The sequence below is a fragment of the Nitrospirota bacterium genome, from assembly GCA_030684575.1.
In the GTDB taxonomy this organism is placed as follows: Bacteria; Nitrospirota; Nitrospiria; order Nitrospirales; family Nitrospiraceae; genus Palsa-1315.
This window is the reverse complement of record JAUXVD010000008.1, coordinates 613,694-635,238: the sequence shown is the minus strand read 5'-3', so window position 1 is coordinate 635,238 and position 21,545 is coordinate 613,694. Positions and strand designations below refer to the sequence as shown.

At 58.3% G+C, this 21,545-nt stretch carries 16 protein-coding genes; 8 read left to right on the top strand and 8 right to left on the bottom strand.

Annotated elements, in window-relative coordinates:
- Positions 1-200: 200 nt before the first annotated feature.
- The 3 genes from Q8N00_06180 to Q8N00_06170 all read left to right on the top strand — a co-directional run bounded on the left by Q8N00_06180 (position 201) and on the right by Q8N00_06170 (position 4,078).
- A complete protein-coding gene (locus Q8N00_06180; protein ID MDP2382374.1) occupies positions 201-1,169 on the top strand; it encodes a polyprenyl synthetase family protein in 969 nt (322 codons plus the stop codon).
- 123 nt (positions 1,170-1,292) lie between these two features.
- Positions 1,293-2,615 carry a DUF1015 domain-containing protein gene (locus tag Q8N00_06175; GenBank protein ID MDP2382373.1) on the top strand — a complete coding sequence of 441 codons (1,323 nt, stop codon included), beginning with the start codon at positions 1,293-1,295 and terminating at the stop codon, positions 2,613-2,615.
- A gap of 92 nt (positions 2,616-2,707) precedes the next feature.
- Positions 2,708-4,078 (top strand): sigma-54 dependent transcriptional regulator, encoded by a 1,371-nt coding sequence (locus tag Q8N00_06170; GenBank protein MDP2382372.1) that lies wholly within the window; start codon positions 2,708-2,710, stop codon positions 4,076-4,078.
- A gap of 197 nt (positions 4,079-4,275) precedes the next feature.
- On the opposite strand, the gene Q8N00_06165 is transcribed toward Q8N00_06170, so the two are convergent.
- The 5 genes from Q8N00_06165 to Q8N00_06145 form a co-directional block, all read right to left on the bottom strand.
- Positions 4,276-5,016 carry an NDP-sugar synthase gene (locus Q8N00_06165; protein ID MDP2382371.1) on the bottom strand — a complete coding sequence of 247 codons (741 nt, stop codon included), beginning with the start codon at positions 5,014-5,016 and terminating at the stop codon, positions 4,276-4,278.
- A gap of 99 nt (positions 5,017-5,115) precedes the next feature.
- Positions 5,116-6,219, bottom strand: a complete 1,104-nt coding sequence (locus Q8N00_06160) for a phosphotransferase (protein MDP2382370.1) — start codon at positions 6,217-6,219, stop codon at positions 5,116-5,118.
- A gap of 122 nt (positions 6,220-6,341) precedes the next feature.
- Positions 6,342-7,499: a Fic family protein gene (locus Q8N00_06155; protein MDP2382369.1), complete on the bottom strand. Its 1,158-nt coding sequence runs from the start codon at positions 7,497-7,499 to the stop codon at positions 6,342-6,344.
- 482 nt (positions 7,500-7,981) lie between these two features.
- Positions 7,982-8,197: a hypothetical protein gene (locus Q8N00_06150; GenBank protein MDP2382368.1), complete on the bottom strand. Its 216-nt coding sequence runs from the start codon at positions 8,195-8,197 to the stop codon at positions 7,982-7,984.
- A gap of 285 nt (positions 8,198-8,482) precedes the next feature.
- Positions 8,483-8,884 (bottom strand): VanZ family protein, encoded by a 402-nt coding sequence (locus Q8N00_06145; protein MDP2382367.1) that lies wholly within the window; start codon positions 8,882-8,884, stop codon positions 8,483-8,485.
- Between the two features lie 262 nt (positions 8,885-9,146).
- On the opposite strand from Q8N00_06145, the gene Q8N00_06140 reads away from it, so the two are divergent.
- The 5 genes from Q8N00_06140 (at position 9,147) to Q8N00_06120 (ending at position 13,550) form a co-directional block, all read left to right on the top strand.
- Positions 9,147-11,348: a glycoside hydrolase family 57 protein gene (locus tag Q8N00_06140; protein ID MDP2382366.1), complete on the top strand. Its 2,202-nt coding sequence runs from the start codon at positions 9,147-9,149 to the stop codon at positions 11,346-11,348.
- 97 nt (positions 11,349-11,445) lie between these two features.
- Positions 11,446-12,450: a galactose-1-phosphate uridylyltransferase gene (gene galT, locus Q8N00_06135; GenBank protein ID MDP2382365.1), complete on the top strand. Its 1,005-nt coding sequence runs from the start codon at positions 11,446-11,448 to the stop codon at positions 12,448-12,450.
- 110 nt (positions 12,451-12,560) lie between these two features.
- Positions 12,561-12,761: a thiamine biosynthesis protein ThiS gene (locus Q8N00_06130; protein ID MDP2382364.1), complete on the top strand. Its 201-nt coding sequence runs from the start codon at positions 12,561-12,563 to the stop codon at positions 12,759-12,761.
- 257 nt (positions 12,762-13,018) lie between these two features.
- Complete coding sequence (locus Q8N00_06125; protein ID MDP2382363.1) at positions 13,019-13,225, top strand: toxin-antitoxin system, antitoxin component, Xre family protein; 207 nt, start codon at positions 13,019-13,021, stop codon at positions 13,223-13,225.
- The gene (locus tag Q8N00_06120) at positions 13,203-13,550 is read left to right on the top strand and encodes a type II toxin-antitoxin system PemK/MazF family toxin (GenBank protein MDP2382362.1); all 348 of its coding nucleotides are present in this window, start codon (positions 13,203-13,205) and stop codon (positions 13,548-13,550) included. Before Q8N00_06125 ends, Q8N00_06120 begins: the two co-directional genes overlap by 23 nt.
- Before the next feature lie 76 nt (positions 13,551-13,626).
- Here the strand turns inward: Q8N00_06120 and Q8N00_06115 are convergent, their stop codons facing one another.
- The 3 genes from Q8N00_06115 to Q8N00_06105 all read right to left on the bottom strand — a co-directional run bounded on the left by Q8N00_06115 (position 13,627) and on the right by Q8N00_06105 (position 21,509).
- Positions 13,627-14,463, bottom strand: coding sequence for a transposase (locus Q8N00_06115; protein MDP2382361.1), 837 nt, complete (start codon positions 14,461-14,463; stop codon positions 13,627-13,629).
- A gap of 651 nt (positions 14,464-15,114) precedes the next feature.
- On the bottom strand, positions 15,115-18,858 hold the full coding sequence (locus Q8N00_06110) for an RHS repeat-associated core domain-containing protein (protein ID MDP2382360.1): 3,744 nt from the start codon (positions 18,856-18,858) through the stop codon (positions 15,115-15,117).
- The gene (locus tag Q8N00_06105) at positions 18,855-21,509 is read right to left on the bottom strand and encodes an IPT/TIG domain-containing protein (GenBank protein ID MDP2382359.1); all 2,655 of its coding nucleotides are present in this window, start codon (positions 21,507-21,509) and stop codon (positions 18,855-18,857) included. The genes Q8N00_06110 and Q8N00_06105 overlap by 4 nt, the downstream gene beginning before the upstream one ends.
- Positions 21,510-21,545 lie beyond the last annotated feature (36 nt).

The following is a 21,545-nucleotide window of genomic DNA, read 5'->3' as shown; positions in this document are numbered from 1 at the left end:
CGTCACTCACAAGGCTTATTCCGTTCATCTCAACAGCGCTCACCTTAATAGAAGGACGATTCTTCTGTCAAGATTCCTCCTCCCGCCGTTGCTCCATCTCTACGTGCCCCCCAAAGGGGTGATTGGCTTGACTTTGTTTCCCCCTCTGCCCTACCATCCGCCGCATGCCCCAAGGCCCAATCACCTCCAGTATCAACAACATGGCGGACGTCTGGGAGGCGTACCGCGATGAACTGGACAGTGTGGAGCGCCAGGTCCGAACGAACCTCGACTCCAGTGTTGCACTCGTCAATACCGTTGCCGCCCATATCCTCAACAGCGGCGGAAAACGAATCAGACCGCTCTTACTCCTCCTCTCTGCCCGTCTCTGCGGCTATACCGGCCGCGACCATCATCAGCTCGGCAGTCTGGTGGAGTTCATTCATACCGCGACCCTGCTCCACGACGATGTGGTCGACGACGCGGATATCCGCCGGGGCCAGCGAACCGCCCGGAAAATCTGGGGCAACCAAATCAGCATCCTCGTCGGCGACTACCTCTATTCCAAGGCCATCTGCCAGATCGTCGACTTCCGGAGCCAGGGGATCAACGAAGTGCTCGCCGAGGCCTGCAAAAAGATGGCGGAAGGCGAAGTGCTGCAGCTCTATTACAATGGCAACCCCGCCATGCCGGAATTGGAATATCTCAAAGTGGTCGAACACAAGACGGCCGGCCTGATTGCCGCCTCCTGCCGCATGGGCGCTATTCTCGCCGACGCCACAGAGGCCCAGCAGGATGCGCTCTTCCGGTTTGGTCAATATCTCGGGATGGCATTTCAAGTCGCCGACGATACGCTCGACTACACGGCCAACGGCGAACGGTTGGGCAAAACGCTGGGACAGGACCTCCGCCAGGGCAAGGCCACGTTGCCGCTGCTCCATCTGCTGCATCATTGCTCCGAGCAGGACCGGCAGATGATCATCGACCGCATGGAAACCAGGACGCTGACGGAGGGAGACCTCGGGCGGCTGATTCGCCTCATGGAAGAGTTCGGCTCGATTACCCATGCCATGGATCGCGCACAAACCTACGTGGCCTCGGCTCAACAAGAACTCAGTCAGTTCGAAGACAGTACGGCCAAGCGAGCCCTTTCGGTGGCCGCCGACTACATGGTTACCCGCGATCGATAGCCGTTCCTCCCGCGTTCCCACGCCATGAGGCATTGGGAGGCACCGCGGAGCGTGAACGGCGCCATATCTTCTGGCCGCTGCGCCGCAACGGCTTCAACCACTTACGGAGTAGAGGACTTCGCCATGTCGACGATCATCCCGTTTCACGGCACCAGGTACAATACAACGGTTGTTGGCGATGTGAAACAGGTGGTCGCGCCACCGTACGACATCATCGATGCAGCCGGACAACAGGCGCTGTACGACCGCCATCCGCAGAACATCATCCGTCTGGAACTCGGCCTCGATCAGCCGGGCGACGGTCCGACTCACAATCGATATACTCGCGCGGCATCGACGCTTCGCGACTGGCTCACGAGCGGGGCGCTCAAACGCGATGCGCAGCCGACCCTCTACTACCATACGATCGAATACCTGCCGCCCTATGCTCCAGCCGGTTCGCCGACGAAGACCCTGAAGGGATTTCTCGCCACCATCAAACTGGAAGCGCTCGACTCGGGCCACATCTACCCGCACGAGAATACGCGCTCGGCGGCGAAGACCGATCGGCTGAATCTCCTCGAAGCCTGCAAGACCAACTTCAGCCCCATTTGGTCGCTCTACTCCGATCCTCAAAATACGGTCCTGGGGCTGCTGGAAGCGGCGGTCAAAGGGAAGCCGGCTGATATCGACTTTCGCGACGATGTAGGATTCCGTCAGCAACTCTGGGCGGTGACGGACCCAACCGTCCTCACACAGGCGGTCGATACCCTCCGCAGCAAGCCGCTGTTCATTGCAGACGGCCACCATCGCTACGAAACCGCATTGAACTATCAGAAGCTCCGCCGGCAACAGGCCGGGGCACCGGCAGGCCTCCAGCCGTTCGACGGCGTGCTGATGCTGTTGACCTCCCTCGAAGATCCTGGCTTGACCGTACTCCCGACCCATCGGGTCACGACGACCGCGCTGCCGTCCTATGACCATGTGCAGACCTTGCTAGGCGCCATGTTCGACCTGCAGGAATTTCCGTTCACTGCGGCGACACAAACAGCCACACGCGCAGCATTTATCGAGGCGATGCGGACCAATGGACGCACCATGCCGGTGTTCGGACTTGCGCTGAAGGGAGACAGCCGCTACATCACCTTGACGCTGAAAGCCGCACATCGCCCGAACGCACAAGCCTCTCCCCGCACCAGGCTCGACGTGTCCCTGCTCCAACAACTCGTCGTGACGGCACTCTGTCCGACACAACAAGAGCAAGAGGCCATCCTCTACACGAAGGATGACCATGAAGCCTTGGATTGGGTGGCGAAGGGAACGGGAACCGGAGCCTTGCTGCTCAACGCCACCAAGGTCAGCGAGGTACAGGCTGTCGCGACCGCCGGCGAACGTATGCCCCACAAATCGACGTATTTTTTCCCGAAGCCACTGACGGGGTTGGTCATCAATGTGATGGAGGGCTAGAGGCGAGGGGCAAGCGGCCAGGGGTAGGGAAAAGATAAAAGCTTTCTGCCACTCGCCCATTGCCACATGCCTTTCACCTACGCTGGAGCGCGATGAAAGCCAAAATCCTCATCGTCGACGACGATCCCGACATCGCCACTATGTTGGAGGACCGCCTGCAGGCCTCCGACTATGGAACCGTAATCGCACGGGACGGGATCGAAGCGCTCGAGCTGGTGGAGCAAGAAGCGCCGCACCTCATACTGCTCGATCTGGATATGCCACGCATGACCGGCCTGGAGGTCCTCAAGCAGCTCCCGAAAGTCAGGCCGGCCGAAGATCTTCCGGTGATCGTCATGACCGCGCATGCCTCGATCGACGCCGCCGTCGAAGCCATGAAAACCGGCGCCTACGATTTTCTGACCAAGCCACTGGACAAAGACCATCTCCTCATCGTGATCAGCAAGGCCCTGGAGCGAAACACCCTCAAACGGCAGGTGGCCTGTCTCAAATCCGAAGTCGACAGCCGTTACGCCTCGATTGTGGGCATGAGCACGAAGATCCGCGCCGTGATGGAGTCCGCTCAGCGCGCCGCCAACTCCGATGCCAGCGTCTTACTGCTGGGGGAAAGCGGCACCGGCAAGGAACTCTTTGCCCGCTCCGTTCACCAATGGAGTCCGCGTCAGGCCATGCCGCTGGTGGTCATCAACTGTGTGGCCCTCACGGAAACACTCCTCGAAAACGAACTCTTCGGGCATGAACGCGGCGCATTTACCGGCGCGGATCGGCTGCAAAAAGGCAAGCTGGAGATGGCGGACGGAGGCACGATCTTCCTGGACGAGATCGGAGACATGTCGCTCCCGCTGCAAGCCAAACTCTTGCGCGTGCTCCAGGACCGTGAGTTTCATCGCGTCGGCGGCACGAAACTCGTGTCGGTCAATATTCGAATCATCGCCGCCACGAACAAGGACCTCCGCCAGGCGGTGAAAAATGGTGAGTTTCGCGAGGATCTCTTTTTCCGGCTCAACGTCATCAGCCTGACCCTGCCCCCGCTCCGCGAACGAGCCGATGACCTGCCTGCCCTGGCCAAGTTCTTCTTGAACCGACATGCCAAGGAGGCGAAGCGTCTCGGCATGATGTTCAGCCCAGCAGCCATGGACGCTATGGGCCGTTACGGCTGGCCTGGAAACATTCGCGAGCTGGACAACGCGATCGCACGAGCCGTCATCTTGAACCAGTCGGACACGATCGAACCGGACATGCTCACATTCGATGGAATGAGCCGCACCTCGCCGGGCGAGTCCCTCCCCTACCTCTCACTCCCGTACCATGAGTCGATGGAAGAACATAGCCGTCACATCATCGAGCGAGCCATCAAGGAAGCGGAAGGCAATCAGACCAAAGCCGCAGACCGCCTCAAGCTCCAGCGCACCTACCTCGCCCGCTTGATCAAACAGCAGAAGACAAAAGAAGAGCCGGAATAGCAGCAGCAGTCTGCTGAAAACGTCCGCCAGCTTCGTTCTCGGCTCATCGAAATCCTCAACGTACCCCTGAGGGTACGCCTCCGGTTTCGACTCGCCTGCGGCCTTGCTGGACGGCCCTTTTGAGCATCCTGCTGGAATGTTTTCCTGTTGTGCCGAGCGAGACCTGGAAGTGTCGACCTTCGGGCTGCAGCCTCCTGCTAAATGGGTAGCCGTCTCGAGGCAAGAGTAATACGACCCGCCGATGCATCCTGTTCAGCCTGAGCATAACGCTCAGGTGTCCCGACATCCGACCAATAGCCGGTACAATCGTAGCCCAACACCATATCTCCCCGCTCAATCGACGCCACATAGGGGTCGATGATGGTCGATGCCACCCCCTTCGGCACCTCGCGGAGCAGCCGCGTACGGAACACATGAATTCCCGCAAACATACGAGGCTGGACCGGCACCTGATCCGGCCGTCCACGTCCCGTGATCCGCACAATCCGGTGGTCCTGATCCATCTCGACAAGACCCCACTCTTCCGCCGCGGGATCTTCGCGCAAGACCAACGTGGCCATGGCATTGCGCTCTTGGTGAAACGCACAGAGCGCCCCCAGGTCGAGCTCGACGAGGGTATCGGCGTTGAGCACCAAGACCGATTCACCGCAAAAGTGCGGCTCTGCCTGCTTCAGCGCGCCCCCCGTACCCAGGATCACCGGCTCGCGCGAGTAAATGATCCGCAGCCCATACCGGGAACCGTTACCGAGCGCCTGCTCGATCATCGGTCCGAGGTGATGCAGATTGATCACGACATCGCGAAACCCATGCCGTTTCAGCAGCAAGAGGTTCCAGACGATCAGGGGGGTTCCCGCAATGGGGAGGAGCGGCTTTGGAATCGAGTTGGTGAGCGGCCTCAGACGCGTGCCTAAGCCCGCTGCGAGGATCATGGCTTTCATGACGAATGTGAACGGTGATGCGTGATGAGTGATGGGTCAGACTCGACGAGAATCACGTGGCCCTCCGCATATCACGTATCACAGATTACGCATCACTCATCACTGCAACTCCGGCACATATCGGACTAACTGTGCGCGTAGCGCGGACAACTCCGGATACTTCTGGAGATTTCGCCGGACATAGCCCAGCGTTCGAGGAATGTCGGCGAGAAACTTGGGATTGCCTTTGACGCGATCGATGTAGACGAAGCGCCCGGCTGCTTTGAGGTTACGCTGGATACTTGTAAAATCGAACAGGCGCCGGAAGGCCTCCCGGTTGATCCGAGCCTGCCCGGCTGTTGCCATCCGATCGAGGAAACGATCGATTAACCGGTCGATGAGCGCCTCGTCGAGTTCGATATAGGCGTCGCGCAGCAACGAAGCGAGATCGTAGGTTGCCGGCCCCATCAAGGCATCCTGAAAGTCGATCACGCCCAACCGCGTGCCATCGACCATCAAGTTGCGCGAGTGATAATCCCGGTGAACAAAGACGCGCGGTTGCCCCGCCAACGATTCGGCAATCTTCTCGAACTCGCCGCGAATCGTGCGTCGAGACTCGGCCTCGATCGCGGTGCCCCGCTGCGCCTCGATGCCGTACTCGAGGAAATGATCGAACTCCCACATCAGGAGCGGCACATCGAAGCTTCGGTGGAACGCGAGACAGGTCAAATCGGCTGGTGCCGTGGCCTTCGCTTGCATCTGTGCGAGGGCATCGACCGCCTGCGTATAACGCGCTTCCACTTCCTTCGCACCCGCCTGACGACAGGCGTCCGACAGGGTGAGGTCCCCGAAATCTTCCAGATAGAGTAGCCCCGCCGCCTGATCATAATGATAGAGGTGTGGAACGGAGACACCGGCTTTGGATAGATGGGAAAGGATGTTCAGAAACGGAAGCTCGGCAACAGAATGTGCCGCCCCGCTGACCGCTTCTTCCGATTGCTTGAACGCCTCCGCCTCGGCCAACTGCATGAGGATGACAGGACGAGCAGCGGACCCGGTCAACTCGATGCGGAAATACCGGCGGTTGGAGGCATCTCCCGCTAATGGCGTAAGGGATTTGAATTGCCCCTGAAAGGGTAGTCGGGTCTCGACCGTGGCAGCTACAAGGGTGCGGTCCGGTAACGTCAGAGGTTGTTTCGGCGCGGCAGGATCAGTGGTAGCCATAGGTTGCGGATTATACCGATGCGGCCAAACCTTGTCACGAAATGGATGAGAAGGGGAGAGGGAAGAGAAGACGAAGAAACGATGCGAGCAGCAAAGAGGCCTCCGGCACTCGTGATGGTGGCTCAGCCGGCTCGTGACGCTTCGATGATCTTGATGATCTCAGGAGCCATAAACACGCGGTTCCGCTTCTTGCCGGTCTCTTCCCGAAGGATGCCTTTCCGAACCAGCTTTTCAACGTTCAACTGAGCCGAGCGTTGCGTCACGTTCAAGCGCTTCGCCGCCTGGCCGATGGTAATAGCGGGATATGAAAACAGTTCATCGACTAATTGAAGCTGAAGCGCGGACGACCGAGCCGATTGGAGCGTCGCGCGATACGTTTGCCATAAGGCGAGCAATTGCTCCGAACGACCGATCGCATCTTTCGACTGCTCGGCGACACCTTGCAGAAAGAAGGAAATCCAGTCATCCCAACGCCCGGCTTGGCTGACACCGAGAAGAAGCCGATAGTAGTCCTCGCGGCGTTGCTCAAAATAGGCGCTGAGATAGAGCAACGGCTCAGAGAGTGCGCCCTCGCTGCACAACAGCAGCGTCATCAACAGCCGGCCGATTCTGCCATTGCCATCCAAGAACGGATGAATGGCCTCAAACTGATAGTGGATTCCCGCCAGCCGAATCAGAAGCGGCAATGCGGATGGCGCATGGAGATACTGCTCAAGTTGCCCCAACGCATCATGCATCTCATCCACGGGAGGCGGCACATAGGTCGCATCCATCAACGTACAGCCTGCTGGACCGATCCAGTTCTGAGAGCGCCGAAATTCCCCTGGGGTCAGGCGATCACCGCGAACGCCGGCCATCAAGTGCTCGTGTAATTCTCTAAAGAGGCGCAGGCTGACGGGAAACTTCTTCAACCGAGCCAGCCCATACTCCATCGCCCTGACATAGTTCGAGACCTCTTGGACATCAGGGGATTTCGGATCGATCGCCCCCGATGCTTCGAAATACAGCAAATCGGACAGCGACGCCTGTGTACCTTCAATGCGGCTTGAAAGCACCGCTTCACGCCGGATAAACGGACCGATGAGGAGATGAGGATTGGGAAGGGTCCGAGCAATCCCCGCTAATTCACTCAATGCTCGATCAGCCTCGGAGAGCTGGTTCACCAATTCCCAGGTCAGCGTGAGCTGAGGAGGGAGCGGATGCGGAACAAACGCCCAATACTCTGCCGACGTCTTGATGAGACGCCCACCTTTTCTCTCTGTAAAATCATCAATTTTCACTGCCCATGCTCCACGATGACACTCATACGATATTCATTATGATACTTCCGTTCTCATCTCAGCTCGCAATGATACTCTTCGCGAGAAAAGTATCATTAGACCTTGCCCCTGTCAATGAATGCCTCCACTCTCTGCCTGAAGAAGAGATGGGGAAGGGGCGTCCAGGTGCCCCTCTTGCTTGCAGAGCGCGGAGGGGATGGAGCCTGATGATCTTCAATGCTCGCGCAACGCGAGAGGACTCAGAAGGGAATGGCGAGGCAACTGGTATGGTCTCTATGCTCGCAGAGCCCCCACGATGAAACGGTGGTCGCTCGATGACCGCAGTGGAGACCTCACCGCCTCGCTAGATGGGGTGAGGACAAAGAGTTGAGTTCAGGTCTCGTTGGAGGACGCGCACAGTGGAAGACCCTCTAACCTGCCCTCAAGGGTGAGGATTGAAGAGTAGTGAACACTACGGCGAGAAAATACTCCCTATTATTTGTCTAGCTCGCTTCGGGTTTTGAAGTCGACGTTAAGGCCTTGAGACGCCCAATACTGACCAGCTGGTTCTCGAACGCCATGGACTGGCTCACCCGCTCCAGCAGGACTTTCCGGTGAGCCGCCGCCACCTTCTCCGGGGTATTGTGCCGGCTGCGCCATTGTTTGAGCCGCGCGTCGGCCTGAGCTAGATCGACCAACTGGTTCGGTTTCTGACTCATGGCCGTCATTCTCATTTAGCTCCTGCAAAGATGCAACCGCTTCAACGTCAGAAGAGACTGGGAAATGAATGGCAACTTGGGGCAGCTCCTGCGCTCCCGGAGCGCGCGCCCTCAGACGGGCCTCGCTCGACGGCCACAGTCAAAATCTCCTCATGCCCTTGCTTTGCTGGGGATTGAACTGGAGAGGAGGGTCCGAGTGGACATGCGGAGAGAAAAATCCTCCATGCCTTCTCTATTTGGCCCGTCCTGCTGATCTCGCTCGTCCAGCCTTTCTCACCCGCCGCATCAATCCGATCCGATGGACCGCCAGCTCATCACCCCGATGACCGCACCGATGGTATCGGCCAGCCAATCCTGCCAACTGGACTCGCGGAGAGGGACGAAGGCTTGATGTACTTCATCCGTGATGCCGTACACCGAGGCTGTCACGATCGCTAACACGACTGCCTGCCGAGCCAGAGCCGGCCCTGCTGCCCAGCGAAAGGCCCGGTAGCAGAGCACGGCCAAGATGCCATACTCCACCGCGTGCAAGACTTTGTCACTGACCTCTTTGAACAAGAACGATGGCAAGGTATCTTCCGGATGCGACTGGGACGACAGAAAAAAAATCAATCCGGCATACAGGGCCACCGGCAACCAATACCAAAGCACCTGAGTCATCGTATCTTGCCGAGTTACGTCACACATGAATTTCCTCTCGCTCCGTCTCCGACCCTATGCGATACTTATAACGAACGGGTTGCGGAAAGACTATAGAACACGCCAGACTTAACTGGTCGCACGTTTAGAACAACAGGAATACGCTCCGGCAGGAGGCTCGAAATGGCCGTCCAGCAAGGCCGCAGGCGAAACGAAACCGGAGGCGTACCCTTACGGGTACGTTGAGGATTTCGCTGAGCCGAGAACGCTGCTGGCGGACGTTTTCAGCCTCCTGCTAAAGCATTCGACCATGAAGACTGCCCGAATCTGTTTTCTCTGGCACATGCATCAGCCCTATTACACAGACCCGGTCGCGGGGTCTGCCAGCATGCCCTGGGTGCGGCTGCATGCCACCAAGGCCTACTACGACATGGCCTATGGGCTGGAGAAGTTCCCCTCGATCAAGGCCACGTTCAACTTCACCCCCTCGCTCCTATTACAGCTGCAAGAAGTCGGATCAGGAGCCGTACGCGACCTCTTTCTCGAACATGCCCAACGCCCGGCGGCGGATCTTCGTCCGGAAGAAAAAGCCTTTCTCATCCGCCATTTTTTCTCCGCCAATTGGGCTACGATGGTACGCCCCTACCCGCGCTACCATGAATTGCTCGTGAAGCGCGGAACGGACGTCGCAGGCCGCGAACTGGAGCGGGTGGCGCGACAGTTCTCCACACAGGATCTGCTGGACTTGCAGACCTGGCACAACCTCGCCTGGTTCGGCTACGGCACCGTCAGTCGCTATCCGCGCCTGGCCGCTCTACGTGCGAAAGGCCGAGGCTTCACGGAAGAGGACAAACAGGAGGTCCTGGCCCTCCAGCTCGTCGCAGTCCGGGAGATCGTGCCGCTCTATCGACGACTGCTGGAGCGTGAACAAATCGAGCTCACGACGACGCCATTCTTTCATCCGATCCTGCCGCTCATCATCGATACCGACTTTACCCGACGCGCCAGGCCGGACCTTCCACTCCCCTCACGATTTCATGCGCCGGAAGATGCGGAGACGCAGCTACGACGTGCCGTCGAATTTCATACCGCCACATTCGGCCGAGCCCCGGTAGGCCTCTGGCCGTCGGAAGGCTCCGTCTGCCCGGAACTGATTCCCATGTTGCCGAAGGTCGGTCTGCGCTGGCTTGCGACCGACGAAGGCATCCTCGCGCGCTCGCTCAACGCGGCCCAGGAGCCGTGGGAACGCCGCCGGGATCTCTATCAGCCCTACCGGGTCGGAACGGAGGGGCATGAGGTCACGATGCTGTTTCGCGATCGGGAGATTTCCGATGCCTTCGGCTTCGTCTACCACAAAACGACGCCCGAGATGGCCGCCGAAGATGTGCTGCGCCGGCTGCGTCAGATCATCACCGACGCACCGCAAGAACAGGTCACCATCGCCATCGTGCTCGACGGGGAAAACCCCTGGGAGCATTACCACGAGGGAGGCGAGCAGTTTCTCTCGCTCCTCTACAAGGCCTGCTCGACCGGCGCCCTCGATGGTCACGAACTCCGCACCACCACCGCCACGATTTCTGCCGCGCTCGATGCCGCACCGGCTACTCGACGAGTCAGCCATCTCCATTCTGGTTCCTGGATCAATCAGGACTATAAGATTTGGATCGGCCATCAGGAAGATAATCGGGGATGGGATCTGGTGAGCCACACGCGATCTCGCCTCGCCGAGATTTCCTCAACGCTCCCCCCTGATCGGGCGCAGGCCGCCTGGGATGAACTCTATGCCGCCGAAGGCAGCGATTGGTTCTGGTGGTATGGGGACGATTTCGATTCCGGCTACAACGAGGAGTTCGACCGGCTCTTTCGCACCCACCTTCGCAACGTCTGGACGATCGCAGGACTAACGCCGCCTGACCTCTTGAATCAGCCGATCTGTCGTCCACGCGATATGCCGGAAACAGATCTAGTGACCGCGCCGCTTGCGTTGCTGAGCCCCTCCATCGACGGGCGCGTGACCGACTTTTTCGAATGGCGCGGAGCAGGGAGGATCACGACACAGCCGCCGCTCGGTGCGATGTGGAAAGCCGAAGGCCTACTCACCGACATTCAATTCGGCTGGAGCCTAGACCACCTCTATCTCCGGCTCGATCCGGACGAGCAATCGCAGCCTCGGCAGGCCGGACTCACGGTCGAGCTGCAGTTGCACACACCCGAGCACCTCTATCGGTTGTCCTCTCCACTCGCGCCCTCTGGGCCAGACCAGTTTATCCTCTCGCAAAAGCTGGCCGGCGGGTCGTGGCAGGAGATCGGCTCCTACGCATCGATCTGTCATAAGCAGATTCTCGAGCTGGCTGTGCCGTTCAAAGACTTACAGCTCACGCCAGGACAGGAACTCCGTATGACCATTTTGATCCTGGAACATCAATTGGAAGTGGCACGTTACCCACAGTACAAGCCCGCGACCTTTCTCGTCCCAGGTCCGGAGTTTGAAGCGAATCTGTGGCGCGTATAAACCGACGGCCAGAGGCAAGGGGCGAGAGATCTGAAAAGAATGCTAATGCCTATCGCCCTTCGCCCCGTACCCTTCGCCTATCTTCAGAGGAGAAGACATGCCTGATTTACGACGTGATCCGATTGTCGGTCGGTGGGTCATTATTTCGACGGAACGGAATGCCCGGCCACACGACTTCGTTCCCGTGCATGCCGCACGACCATTGGCGGCGTCCCTCTGCCCATTTTGCCCAGGGCAAGAACGATTGACGCCGAAAGAAATCATGGCCTATCGCCCGCAACCACTGGAGCCCAACGGCCCGAACTGGACCGTGCGTGTCGTGCCGAACAAGTTCCCCGCGCTCCAAGTCGAAGGCGGCCTCGACCGCGAGGGCTTTGGCCTCTACGATCGAATGAACGGGATCGGCGCCCATGAAGTGATCATTGAGACCCCGAGCCACACCGATAGCCTGGCCGACATGCCGACGAAGCGGATCGAGGATGTCCTGTGGGCCTATCGCGATCGCATGATCGATCTAAAAAAAGACTTGCGATTGCGCTATATCCTGATTTTCAAGAACCACGGCGCCTCAGCCGGCGCCACCTTGGAGCACAGCCATTCGCAACTCATCGCCCTGCCGATCACCCCGACCAGCGTTCGGGAAGAAATCGAGGGCTGTCGGATTCATTATGAGCAGAAGGAGCGCTGCATCTATTGCGATATTCTCCGGCAGGATCTCGCGGATGGCGACCGCATCGTGGCGGAGAATCCGGAGTTCGTCTGCGTCACGCCCTTTGCGCCACGCTTTCCCTTCGAAATGTGGATTCTCCCCAAGCGCCATGCCGGCTACTTCGAAGAAAGCCAAAAAACTCAATTTGAGTTTCTCGCGCCGATTCTCTCCGAAACACTCCGACGCATGAACAAGGTCCTGGCCAACCCCTCCTACAACTTCATCTTGCACAGCTCCCCTCTCCACGAGAAGACCGGGGACTACTACCATTGGCATATCGAAATCATTCCCAAGCTGACCCAGGTGGCCGGCTTCGAATGGGGCACGGGGTTCTATATCAATCCTGTGGCGCCGGAAGAATCGGCGAAATTCCTGCGCGAAGCATCTATTTAGGCGAGCGGCACGGGGCAAACGGCTAGGGGCTGAAGGATATTTGCCTTGATCGTACGCAGCGTGCCCTTCGCCCCTTGCCTCGTGCCCGTCGCCCAGCCTATGATGCTCCCATGCAAGTCCAACTCAGCCATCCAGCAAGAACCGTCGAAGTCAAAGGCCCCAAGAAGGTCAAAGATCTCTTAAAAGAATTGAACCTCGTCGTCGAGGCACATCTCGTGATCAAAGGCGACGACCTCGTCACTGAAGATGAAATGCTCTACGACGCCGATCAGGTTGAAATCCGACCCGTTATTTCCGGCGGTAGTCACTAACAGGCTCACGCACCCTTCCTCTCTCCGCCTCTGCAGTCTCTGGACATACATTCGCCGTATGCTTGCCCCCTACATCGATGCCCTGCGCCGTGACTTCTTGGGTCAGCCGATCGAGTCCGTCATAGGCTCTGGTGATCGTCGCCGTCCCGCTGTCTGCACAAGGAGGCCTGGGGCCACCTCACAGCGAGCCGCATGATAGAGAATCATTGCTCTCTGCCATATGGCCAGTGTAGGCTAAGAAAAATGGAGTGAGGTACATGACGAACGTACACGAACAAACCATTCTTGAAAAGCTGCGCAACCTCCCGCCAGAACGCGTATCCGAAGTCGAAGACTTCGTCGATTTTCTGGCGCATCGCCTGGCCGACGAACGCAGGCTGACACAGGCTGCTGGGCAACTAGCCACTGCCGCATTGACACGAGTCTGGGACAACCCCGACGATGCCGACTATGACCGGCTATGAGTTCGGGGACATCGTTCTCGTCCCGTTCCCCTTCACCGATCAATCCACCACGAAGCGCCGCCCTGCCGTCGTGATCAGTAGCCCGGCCTATCATCGCCAGCGCCCAGATCTGATTATCATGGCCGTCACGAGTCAGCCCCTTACCCCGGACGCCGTGGGTGAGGTCTTGGTTCACGACTGGCGTGGCGCGGGGCTGTTGAAACCCTCCGTCCTCAAACCGGTGCTCACGACGATCGAGCCGGCCCTCGTACTCAAGAAACTCGGACGGCTGACTGCCAACGAACAAGCCCTCCTCCGGCACGCCCTCACCACAATTCTCGGTTAATCATACGTGAAGAGAACACCGTTGACCTGAGCCTGTGGGCCCCAAATGGGTACATACCTAGGGAGAGATCTTGCAATCATGACATTGACTGCTCCGCTCGCTTGAGTCTCCGGCTGATCGTGGCAGCATGCACGCCCACATGGTCGGCAATCTCGGCTAATCGATAGCCATACTGTCGATAGGCCATATAAATGAGCCACGCCTCCGTGTCGTTTCGCTGAAAGAGGACGCGCAATGTGGGCCGCTGGGCCTGCGTCTGCTTGCGGGGGACATCGCGAATGACCCGATTGGGCTGGTGCTCCGCCACGAACGCCTCGGAGCCCAGATAGATCTGCCCCGTCAGTTGCTCCCAGGGTCGCGGTCCACCCCGCCCTTCGGACACAAAGGTCCGATAATGCTCCCGCGCAGGTCCCATCCGTTGGCCAAATTGACTGAGCACCCAATCGGTCGTCAGCCAAGCCGGAGCCGTCGTCTCCCCCACCGTCGCCCGATAACTGCTCCACGCCCATTGCCGGGGATGCGTGACCATCTTCGCCCGCACCGGATTCAGGACCACGTAGCGACAGAGCTCCAGTAAGTGCGCTTCTTTTTCCACCAAGATCGCGGTGAACCGCCCTTGAAAGAGATGCCCTACCCGTTCATGTCGCCGGTTGAAGGCCTGGGTATAGCGGCCATTGAGCTGCCGCATGCCCAGCGAGAGATTGGGCTGAAGCGTTTCAATCAGGAGATGGTAGTGGTTGTCCATCAGACAGTAGGCGTGACAGAGCCAGCCGTACCGATCGATCACATGTGCGAGCAGGGAGAGAAAGTCGGTTCGATCGCGGTCATCCGCCACAATGTCCTGCCGGGCATTGCCCCGACTGGTGAGGTGGTAGACGGCTCCAGGGAACTCAAGGCGAAGTGGACGGGCCATGTGGCGGAGGCTACCCCCTCACCATGTTCGATTGCAAGACCTGACCCCTTTTAGTCCATTCCCATTGTTGTCGTACGTATAGGTCTCGGTCTTGAGGAGCGGATCTTTGCCCGTGCTCGCCCGATTCATATTCGAATAGGTGTAGACCGTCTGTTGAATTTGGCATCAGTGGCGGAGAGGAGGTTACTGGTAGCGTGTAACTCTAGTTAGGAAGAGTAGAATCTGTCTCAGGCACTAAGCGAAGTTCAATCACGTACTCGAAATTCTGAACGTCTTTCGTGTACCAAATATTGGTAAAATGTCGAATACGACCTTTCTTATAATGAATTGTCAGAAAACGTGGACGCTCCCACTGTACTCGCAGCCCCTCTATATAGTCTCCTGTGATCACTGGAATTTCGTCCTTCCAATTTTTCCCTGACGCTACCAAGTATATATCTGTCATTATAGGAGCCGTCGCATGCGATTTTGGCTCAACTACCACTGCGTCTACGACCTTATCCAGTGATGTGTGGCGTTCAATCTCGCGACCTTCACGTGCGGGACATCCAACCAAAGCAATTCCCAAGAGCAGCATGGTAATTACAGACAAGAATCCTAGCCAGGAAAGTACTGGCGCTTGACCAGAGCGGTGAACACTAGACATAAGTATTAGTAACATTTGCACCGGTAGTATTGTATCCCTCGCTGAATCCATTGCTGGTCTTTCGGGTCATCTCCATACGGATAGCTGCCATACCAGACTCCCAATCCTGGCATGGAGCCCTTGCGCTGATGTGCCCACCCCGCCATTCGATACAAGATCTGATCAGGGAATCCGAAGGCACTCCCTGAAGCACCATAATTAAAGTTGCCAAAGTTCTCGTACTGGATCCCCTGTCGTTTATAGTCCCACGGCCCAATATCATCGACTTGCTTGTAAAACCAAAACGGGTTGTAGCTCTGTTGTGCCTGTCCGATGTTCGCTGGACACGAGGCCCCGGATGGACCAGGGGGTACATTAGGGCAGTTGCAGGTTGATAATAGCAACGATTGCATGGTGACTGCTCCTGTCTCAAGCCCCAAAGGATCAATGCCACTCATTGGATCGTTTTGCACATAGCCATAGATGTTGATATCCCCGCCAGCAAACCCAATCGGATCTTCCGCAATGAACCGCTGCAACCTTGGGTGGTAATACCTGGCTCGATAATAGTAGAGCCCTGTCCCATCAACTTCTCGTCCGGTGTACTTATAACTGCTCGCATTCGTCTGTCCAACTGTCGTCGCAGAGCCAAACGGTTCATAGGTGTACTGCGTCTGCAATGTGCCGGTGCTATCCCCCAATGCAACGGTTGAGCCGAGCGCGTCCGTGAGCAGGGCGCGGCTTCCAACCCCGTCAGTTCGTTGAAAGAACTCATCAATTCCCAGTCCTGTTAGCAGATTGGCCGTGACCGTCGCTCCTGCCTTTTCTTGTACCGGATTCAACCCGTCGTAGACAAAATTGGTCGTGACGCCCTGGATGGTCTTGCCGGTTCGTCGGCCAAAGGAATCGTAGGTAAAGGAGGCGGCGAAGCCGGTCGCGGTGATGCCTGCCAGTTGATTCCGGGTATTCCAGCTATACGTGGCAGCGGTTGAGGGATCGGCCACGCTCGTCAGGTTGCCGTTGAAATCGTAGCCGAGGGCATTGGTCCCGAACGTGGCCTGCTGGTTGTTCGCGTTGTAGCTGACGGTGGACAGAGCGGGAGGGATCGTCGTTCTCGCAAAGGCTCCGCCCTGCTTGATCCGATTACCAGCCAAATCGTACGTGTACGTCAGATCGCCGATAACGCTCGCCCCTTGCTTGTACGTGAGGCTCGTGAGTTCTGACGCCGCGTTGTAGGCATAGGTGATGCTGTTGGTGTTAGGGAGTGTGAGACTGGTTCGGCGATCGGCATCATCGTACCCGATCGTCACGGTGCTCGTGCCCTGCTGGACCTGGGTCAATCGGTTGGCATTGTCGTAGGTATAGGTCACCGCCGTTTGGCCCGCTACGGTCATGGATGTTCGACGAGAGGCGTTGTCGTAGACATAATTCACCGTCCCCTGCGCCGTGACTTCTTGGGTCAGCCGATCGAGTCCATCATAGGTCCGCGTGATCGTCGCGGTCACAATGTTGCTCGCGTCTTTTTCTTGCACCTGCGTCACCCGATTCCCCGCATCGTAGGTGTAATTGGTCGAGGTCCCATCCTGGAACAAAACTTTGGTTCTTCGATTCAAGGGATCGTAGGTGTTCGTCGTGACCTGGCTCTTCCGATCCGTCACCGTGGCAACATTCCCGTTGTTGTCGTAGGTATAGGTCTCGGTATTCACCAACGGGTCTTTACGGGTACTTGTCCGATTCATATTCGAGTAGGTGTAAATCGTCTTCTGGGATTTGGCATCGGTGACAGTTAGTAGATTGCTGTTCGCGTCGTAGGCAAAAGCCGTATTCCCATTGATCGCGTCGGTCAATTGCGTAATGCGATCCAAAGCATCCGGTGTATAGAGGGTCTTCTGCCCGAGCGGATTGGTGAGGTTCCTGGGGCGCCCCGCCGCATCCAGAATCCGTTGGGTTTCTCGATTCAACGGATCTTTGACTTTGACCAGATCGCCCACTTCATAGGTAAACGTCGTCACGTTACTGAGAGGATCGGTGATGGTGAGGGGCTGACCTTGGGCATTCACCGTGATCGTGGTGGTCTTGTTCAACGCGTTGGTGATCGTGGTGAGATTGCCCTTGGCATCGTAGGCAAACGTGGTCTGGTGATTGAGCGGATCGGCGACAGTGGCGACCTGGTTGAAGACCGGCTCATAGGTCATGGTCGTCGTCACGGCATTCGGCGTCGTGGCGAGTTTGGTCACGGTGAGGGTATTGCCCTTGGCATCATAGGTATAGGCCGTCTTGCGGTTCAACCCATCGGTCACGCTGAGTAAAAGATTCGTCGTCGCCTGCCATTCGTAGGTTGTGGTCTGGGCTTCGGGCTGGCCAGAGGCATCGGTGATAGAGGTGGTGAGCCCGGAGCTGTTGAAGACAAACCGTTTCACATAGCCGCGCGGATCGGTCACGTCGGTCTGCGTGACGTTGCCGTTTCCATCCAGTGCATAGGCAAATTGATAGGTGGTCCCGTCGGCCTGGGTCTGCGTGGCCACGCGGCCATTGGCATCGTAGGTGTTCGTGACGTGGATGTTCCCCCCTGGTTCCTTCATGGTAAGCAGCCGATGTGAAGCATCGTAGGTGTATTCGGCCACGCCGGTGAGCGAATTGGTCACTTTCCACAGGCGACCGCTGGCGTCATAGGTATAGGCGATCGTGCGGCCCAGGATGTCGGTCACCTGGGTAATACGGTTACTCGCGTCGTAGGTAAACATGAGGTACCGTCCGTTCGGAGAGGTGATCTTGGTGAGATTTCCCGCGAGCCCCCCGCCCGCCGCGCGTGTAAGCGTGATCGTATTGCCATTGCGATCCAGCATCGCCACGAGGGACCCGTAGTCGCTGAAGCGCCATTCGGTGCCGTCTTTGAACTTCAACCGATAGCGCATGAACGTGGTATCCCACGCCAGCGTCGCGCCATAGAAAGCCGTATGGGTGGTGCTGTGTTGGAGTACCGAGTCGAGACAGTTCGTGCCGCTCGTGCGGGTGAAGTGGATGTAGGCCCCATCCGGCAAGATCACTCGTGTAGCAGTGCACAAATCATCGCGGAGCATGTATTGATCGTAGGGATGGCTCGCCCCGATTCCGAAGACGCGAGAGGCCGTATCCTCCGTGCGATAGGTGCGAGTGAACCTGATCGGCATGACATCGGGGACTTCGATGTCGGTATCTTGCTGATAGTACAACCCGGTCTTGGTATCGCAGGGATCGCCTGCCATAGAACAGGTCAGCGCATTACCAGGATTCTTGGACTTCACCGGCGGATAAGCCTGAAACACGGGCCCGTTGGGTTGGCCTGCGTAATGGAACCCGGTGACATACTGAGGGTTCCATCCCCCCGAGCAGGATGTGCCCCATTCAACGGTGACAATGTCATTCCCACCTAATAATGGAACACGGTACTGGAATCCCCCACGATCTCCTCCATTCGGTTGACATTGCACCATATATCCCCCAAATCCTGTGATCCAATTTGGAGGAATCGGATCAGCTGGGCAGCATGACTTGAACCATGTCATGGCATCATACGTCGGGTTCGAATTCAGCGTGATCATGGCGGCCTGCCCCATGAAATAGGTTGTCGCACTAGTGCCGGAGCTGAGCAACTGGCCAGGCTTGAGAGGAACTCCGTTCACATCACCGGGCGGTAGAAACGTTTGTGCTAAGAGTACTGTCGGTACAAGACTCAGACTGAGCACCACAACAATGCGGGTCAGCGATGTGACGATGGATGTATATCTCATGGGTTGGTCACCTGTAGGTTGAGACTGCCGGTGGTGGTCGTCAAAGGATTGAGGGTGATCGTGTAGGTGCCGGTCGTGGCAAGAGTCACGGTGGGCAGATTGAAGCTGGCTCCCGCTTGGGTCGTCCCGGTTTGATAACCGCCGCTCGGGGTATAGAGATTCACCGTCACGGTTCCCAGAGTATTGCCGGTAATTCTCACCGTGACCTGCTGGCTCGCCGTACCCGCGAACGTATAGCGCGCATTCTGACCAGCGCGGCTAATCGTAACCGGTGTTGCCGCCGCATTGATGGTAGCCGTGCCAGTCACCTCCGACGACAACGTGATGGTCATCACGCCGGTATAGGCCGCGGCGGGATTCACCGTGAGAGTATAGATCCCCGTCGTCGGCAGGGCTGTCGAGAGATCGAGGCTGCCGCCGCCGGTGCCGATCGAAGCTCCCGTCAAGTAGGTCCCGTCCGGTTTGAGGAGTGAGATGAAGGCAGAGGGGAGGGTCACGCCGGTGAATCCGAAACTGACCCATTGACCGGCTGTGCCACTGAACGTATAGAGCGCATTTTGGCCGACCGTCGCGATGGTCGCAGACGTGGCAGCTCCATCCAGATTCAGCACACCGGTGAGATAGGACATCAACGTGAGCGTGATGTTCCCCGTGTACACACCCGAGGGATCGACGACGAGGGTGTAGGTCCCGGTCGAGGGCAGGGCACCGGGTGGTTCCAAGCCACCACCAGCCGTGCCGACCGACGTGGAGGCGAGTGTCGTGCCATCCGGCTTCAAGAGCGTCACATTGGCAGTGGTCATCGTCACGGAGGTGAGGCCGAGACTCACCCACTGGCCGCTCGTCCCGCTGAACGTATAACGCGCCTGTTGACCAACCCGGCCGATAGTCAGCGGCACCGACGCGCCATCAAGCGTGACCGATCCCGTCAACGCGGACGACAAGGTCAGCGTCATGCTACCGGTATAGGCACCGGTTGGATCGACCACAATCGTATAGGTTCCAGTCGTCGGGAGAGCGGTCGTGGGATCGAGGCTGCCGCCGCTACTATAGATCGTGGTACTCGTCCAGGTGCTGCCATCTGGCTTGAGCAGCGAGACGGTCGATGTGGCCATGCTGACGCTGGAGAAGCCCAGATTCACCCACTGTCCGGCGGTGCCCGTAAACGTGTAGCGGGCCCGCTGACCTGGCACGGTGAGTGTGGATGCGACCGAGGCACCGTCGATGGTGATCGTGCCGGTGACATCCGCTGTATTGTAGAGCGTGAGCGTCACGTTGCCGGTGTAGCTGCTCGACGGATCGACGAAGATGGCATAGGTGCCGGAGGTGGGCAGCACCTGCGTGTCGATCACCCCCCCGCCTGTCCCAAAGGAGGTGGGCCCTGTGAGCAGGCTCCCATCCGGTTTGATAAGGGACACATTGCCCGTGGTGATCGTCACGCTGCTGAGGTTGAGACTCACGGTTTGACCAGCCGTCCCGGTAAAGAAGTACCGCGCATTCTGGCCAACTCGGCTGATGGAAACCGGCACGGCGGCGCCACCAGGAGTGATGTTGCCCATCACCTCAGTGGAGAGCGTGACCGTCACGTTGCCGGTATAGGTCGAATAGGGATCCAGGAAAATCGTATAGGTCCCGGCCATGGGCAAGACCGGAATGTCGAGCCCGCCACCACTGCTGTTGTAGGAGACCGGTATCGTCAGCGCCCCGCCGTCTGGACGATAGACCGACACATAGAAACTCGCGATCGTCGCACTGCTGAGTCCGATGCTGAGGCGCTGCCCCGCAGCGCCGTCGAAAACCATCAGGCCATTCTTATTTGCCGTGGGGATGGACGCGGTGGCGGTCGGCCCGTTCACCGTAATGCGGCCGGTGTATTGGATATCTGTCGCCAGGACCCCGGGAGGCGCCACAAAGAACTCCTGGACGCTCGTGGCCTTGCCCTGAGTCGTGGACACCGCAATCGGACCGGTTTGGGCGCTCCCCGGAACCGGCACCGTGATCGTGGTCGTCGTCGCGGTCGCGGCGGAACCGATTGCCGCCGTAAATGCCACGCGGTTGTTAATCAGCGTGGTGTCATAGTTGGTCCCGGTAAGGGTGACGGTCGCGCCATACCCAGCTACCGTTGGACTGAAGCTAGACAATGTGGGGGCTCCGCCGGCGCCGACAGTAAAGGCCGCGGCACTGGTGGCCGTCGTCCCTGCGACCATGACGCTGATCGTGCCAGTGGTCGCCCCTGCCGGAACCGCAGTCGTGAGTACTGTGGCCGACGCCGTGAGCACCGTTGCGGTGGTGCCGTTGAATTTCACGGTATTCGACGCGGGCGTGACGCTGAAACCCGTACCATAGATGGTTACAGGGGTCCCAACTGGCCCGCTGGAGGGCGTGAATTGGAAGATTGCGAGGGTCGCCGACGTTTGCCGCGTGATGCCGGTCAAGTTGCCAACGGCATCGTACTGATAGACCGCCGTATCTGTGGCGGGATCGATGACCGCCATCAGCCGCCCGAGGTTGTCGTACACGTAGCTGATGTCGCCGGCTGGACTCAGCCCACAGATGAGCACCATGCTCACGAGGCCGATCGAGGCGAACCACCGACGCACGCATTGCCCCATCCGCGGCACGATCGGTTGGTCTTGGACTCGGCTGGCCATACGCACACTCCTCTCGTGGGTGTCGTCCGTTGTCTC

Coding starts and splice junctions, on each gene's coding strand:
- Q8N00_06180 (MDP2382374.1), top strand. CDS start 201: ATGGCGGACGTCTGGGAGGCGTACCGCGATGAACTGGACAGTGTGGAG.
- Q8N00_06175 (MDP2382373.1), top strand. CDS start 1,293: ATGTCGACGATCATCCCGTTTCACGGCACCAGGTACAATACAACGGTT.
- Q8N00_06170 (MDP2382372.1), top strand. CDS start 2,708: ATGAAAGCCAAAATCCTCATCGTCGACGACGATCCCGACATCGCCACT.
- Q8N00_06165 (MDP2382371.1), bottom strand. CDS start 5,016: ATGAAAGCCATGATCCTCGCAGCGGGCTTAGGCACGCGTCTGAGGCCG.
- Q8N00_06160 (MDP2382370.1), bottom strand. CDS start 6,219: ATGGCTACCACTGATCCTGCCGCGCCGAAACAACCTCTGACGTTACCG.
- Q8N00_06150 (MDP2382368.1), bottom strand. CDS start 8,197: ATGAGTCAGAAACCGAACCAGTTGGTCGATCTAGCTCAGGCCGACGCG.
- Q8N00_06145 (MDP2382367.1), bottom strand. CDS start 8,884: ATGTGTGACGTAACTCGGCAAGATACGATGACTCAGGTGCTTTGGTAT.
- Q8N00_06140 (MDP2382366.1), top strand. CDS start 9,147: ATGAAGACTGCCCGAATCTGTTTTCTCTGGCACATGCATCAGCCCTAT.
- galT (MDP2382365.1), top strand. CDS start 11,446: ATGCCTGATTTACGACGTGATCCGATTGTCGGTCGGTGGGTCATTATT.
- Q8N00_06130 (MDP2382364.1), top strand. CDS start 12,561: ATGCAAGTCCAACTCAGCCATCCAGCAAGAACCGTCGAAGTCAAAGGC.
- Q8N00_06125 (MDP2382363.1), top strand. CDS start 13,019: ATGACGAACGTACACGAACAAACCATTCTTGAAAAGCTGCGCAACCTC.
- Q8N00_06120 (MDP2382362.1), top strand. CDS start 13,203: ATGCCGACTATGACCGGCTATGAGTTCGGGGACATCGTTCTCGTCCCG.
- Q8N00_06115 (MDP2382361.1), bottom strand. CDS start 14,463: ATGGCCCGTCCACTTCGCCTTGAGTTCCCTGGAGCCGTCTACCACCTC.
- Q8N00_06110 (MDP2382360.1), bottom strand. CDS start 18,858: ATGAGATATACATCCATCGTCACATCGCTGACCCGCATTGTTGTGGTG.
- Q8N00_06105 (MDP2382359.1), bottom strand. CDS start 21,509: ATGGCCAGCCGAGTCCAAGACCAACCGATCGTGCCGCGGATGGGGCAA.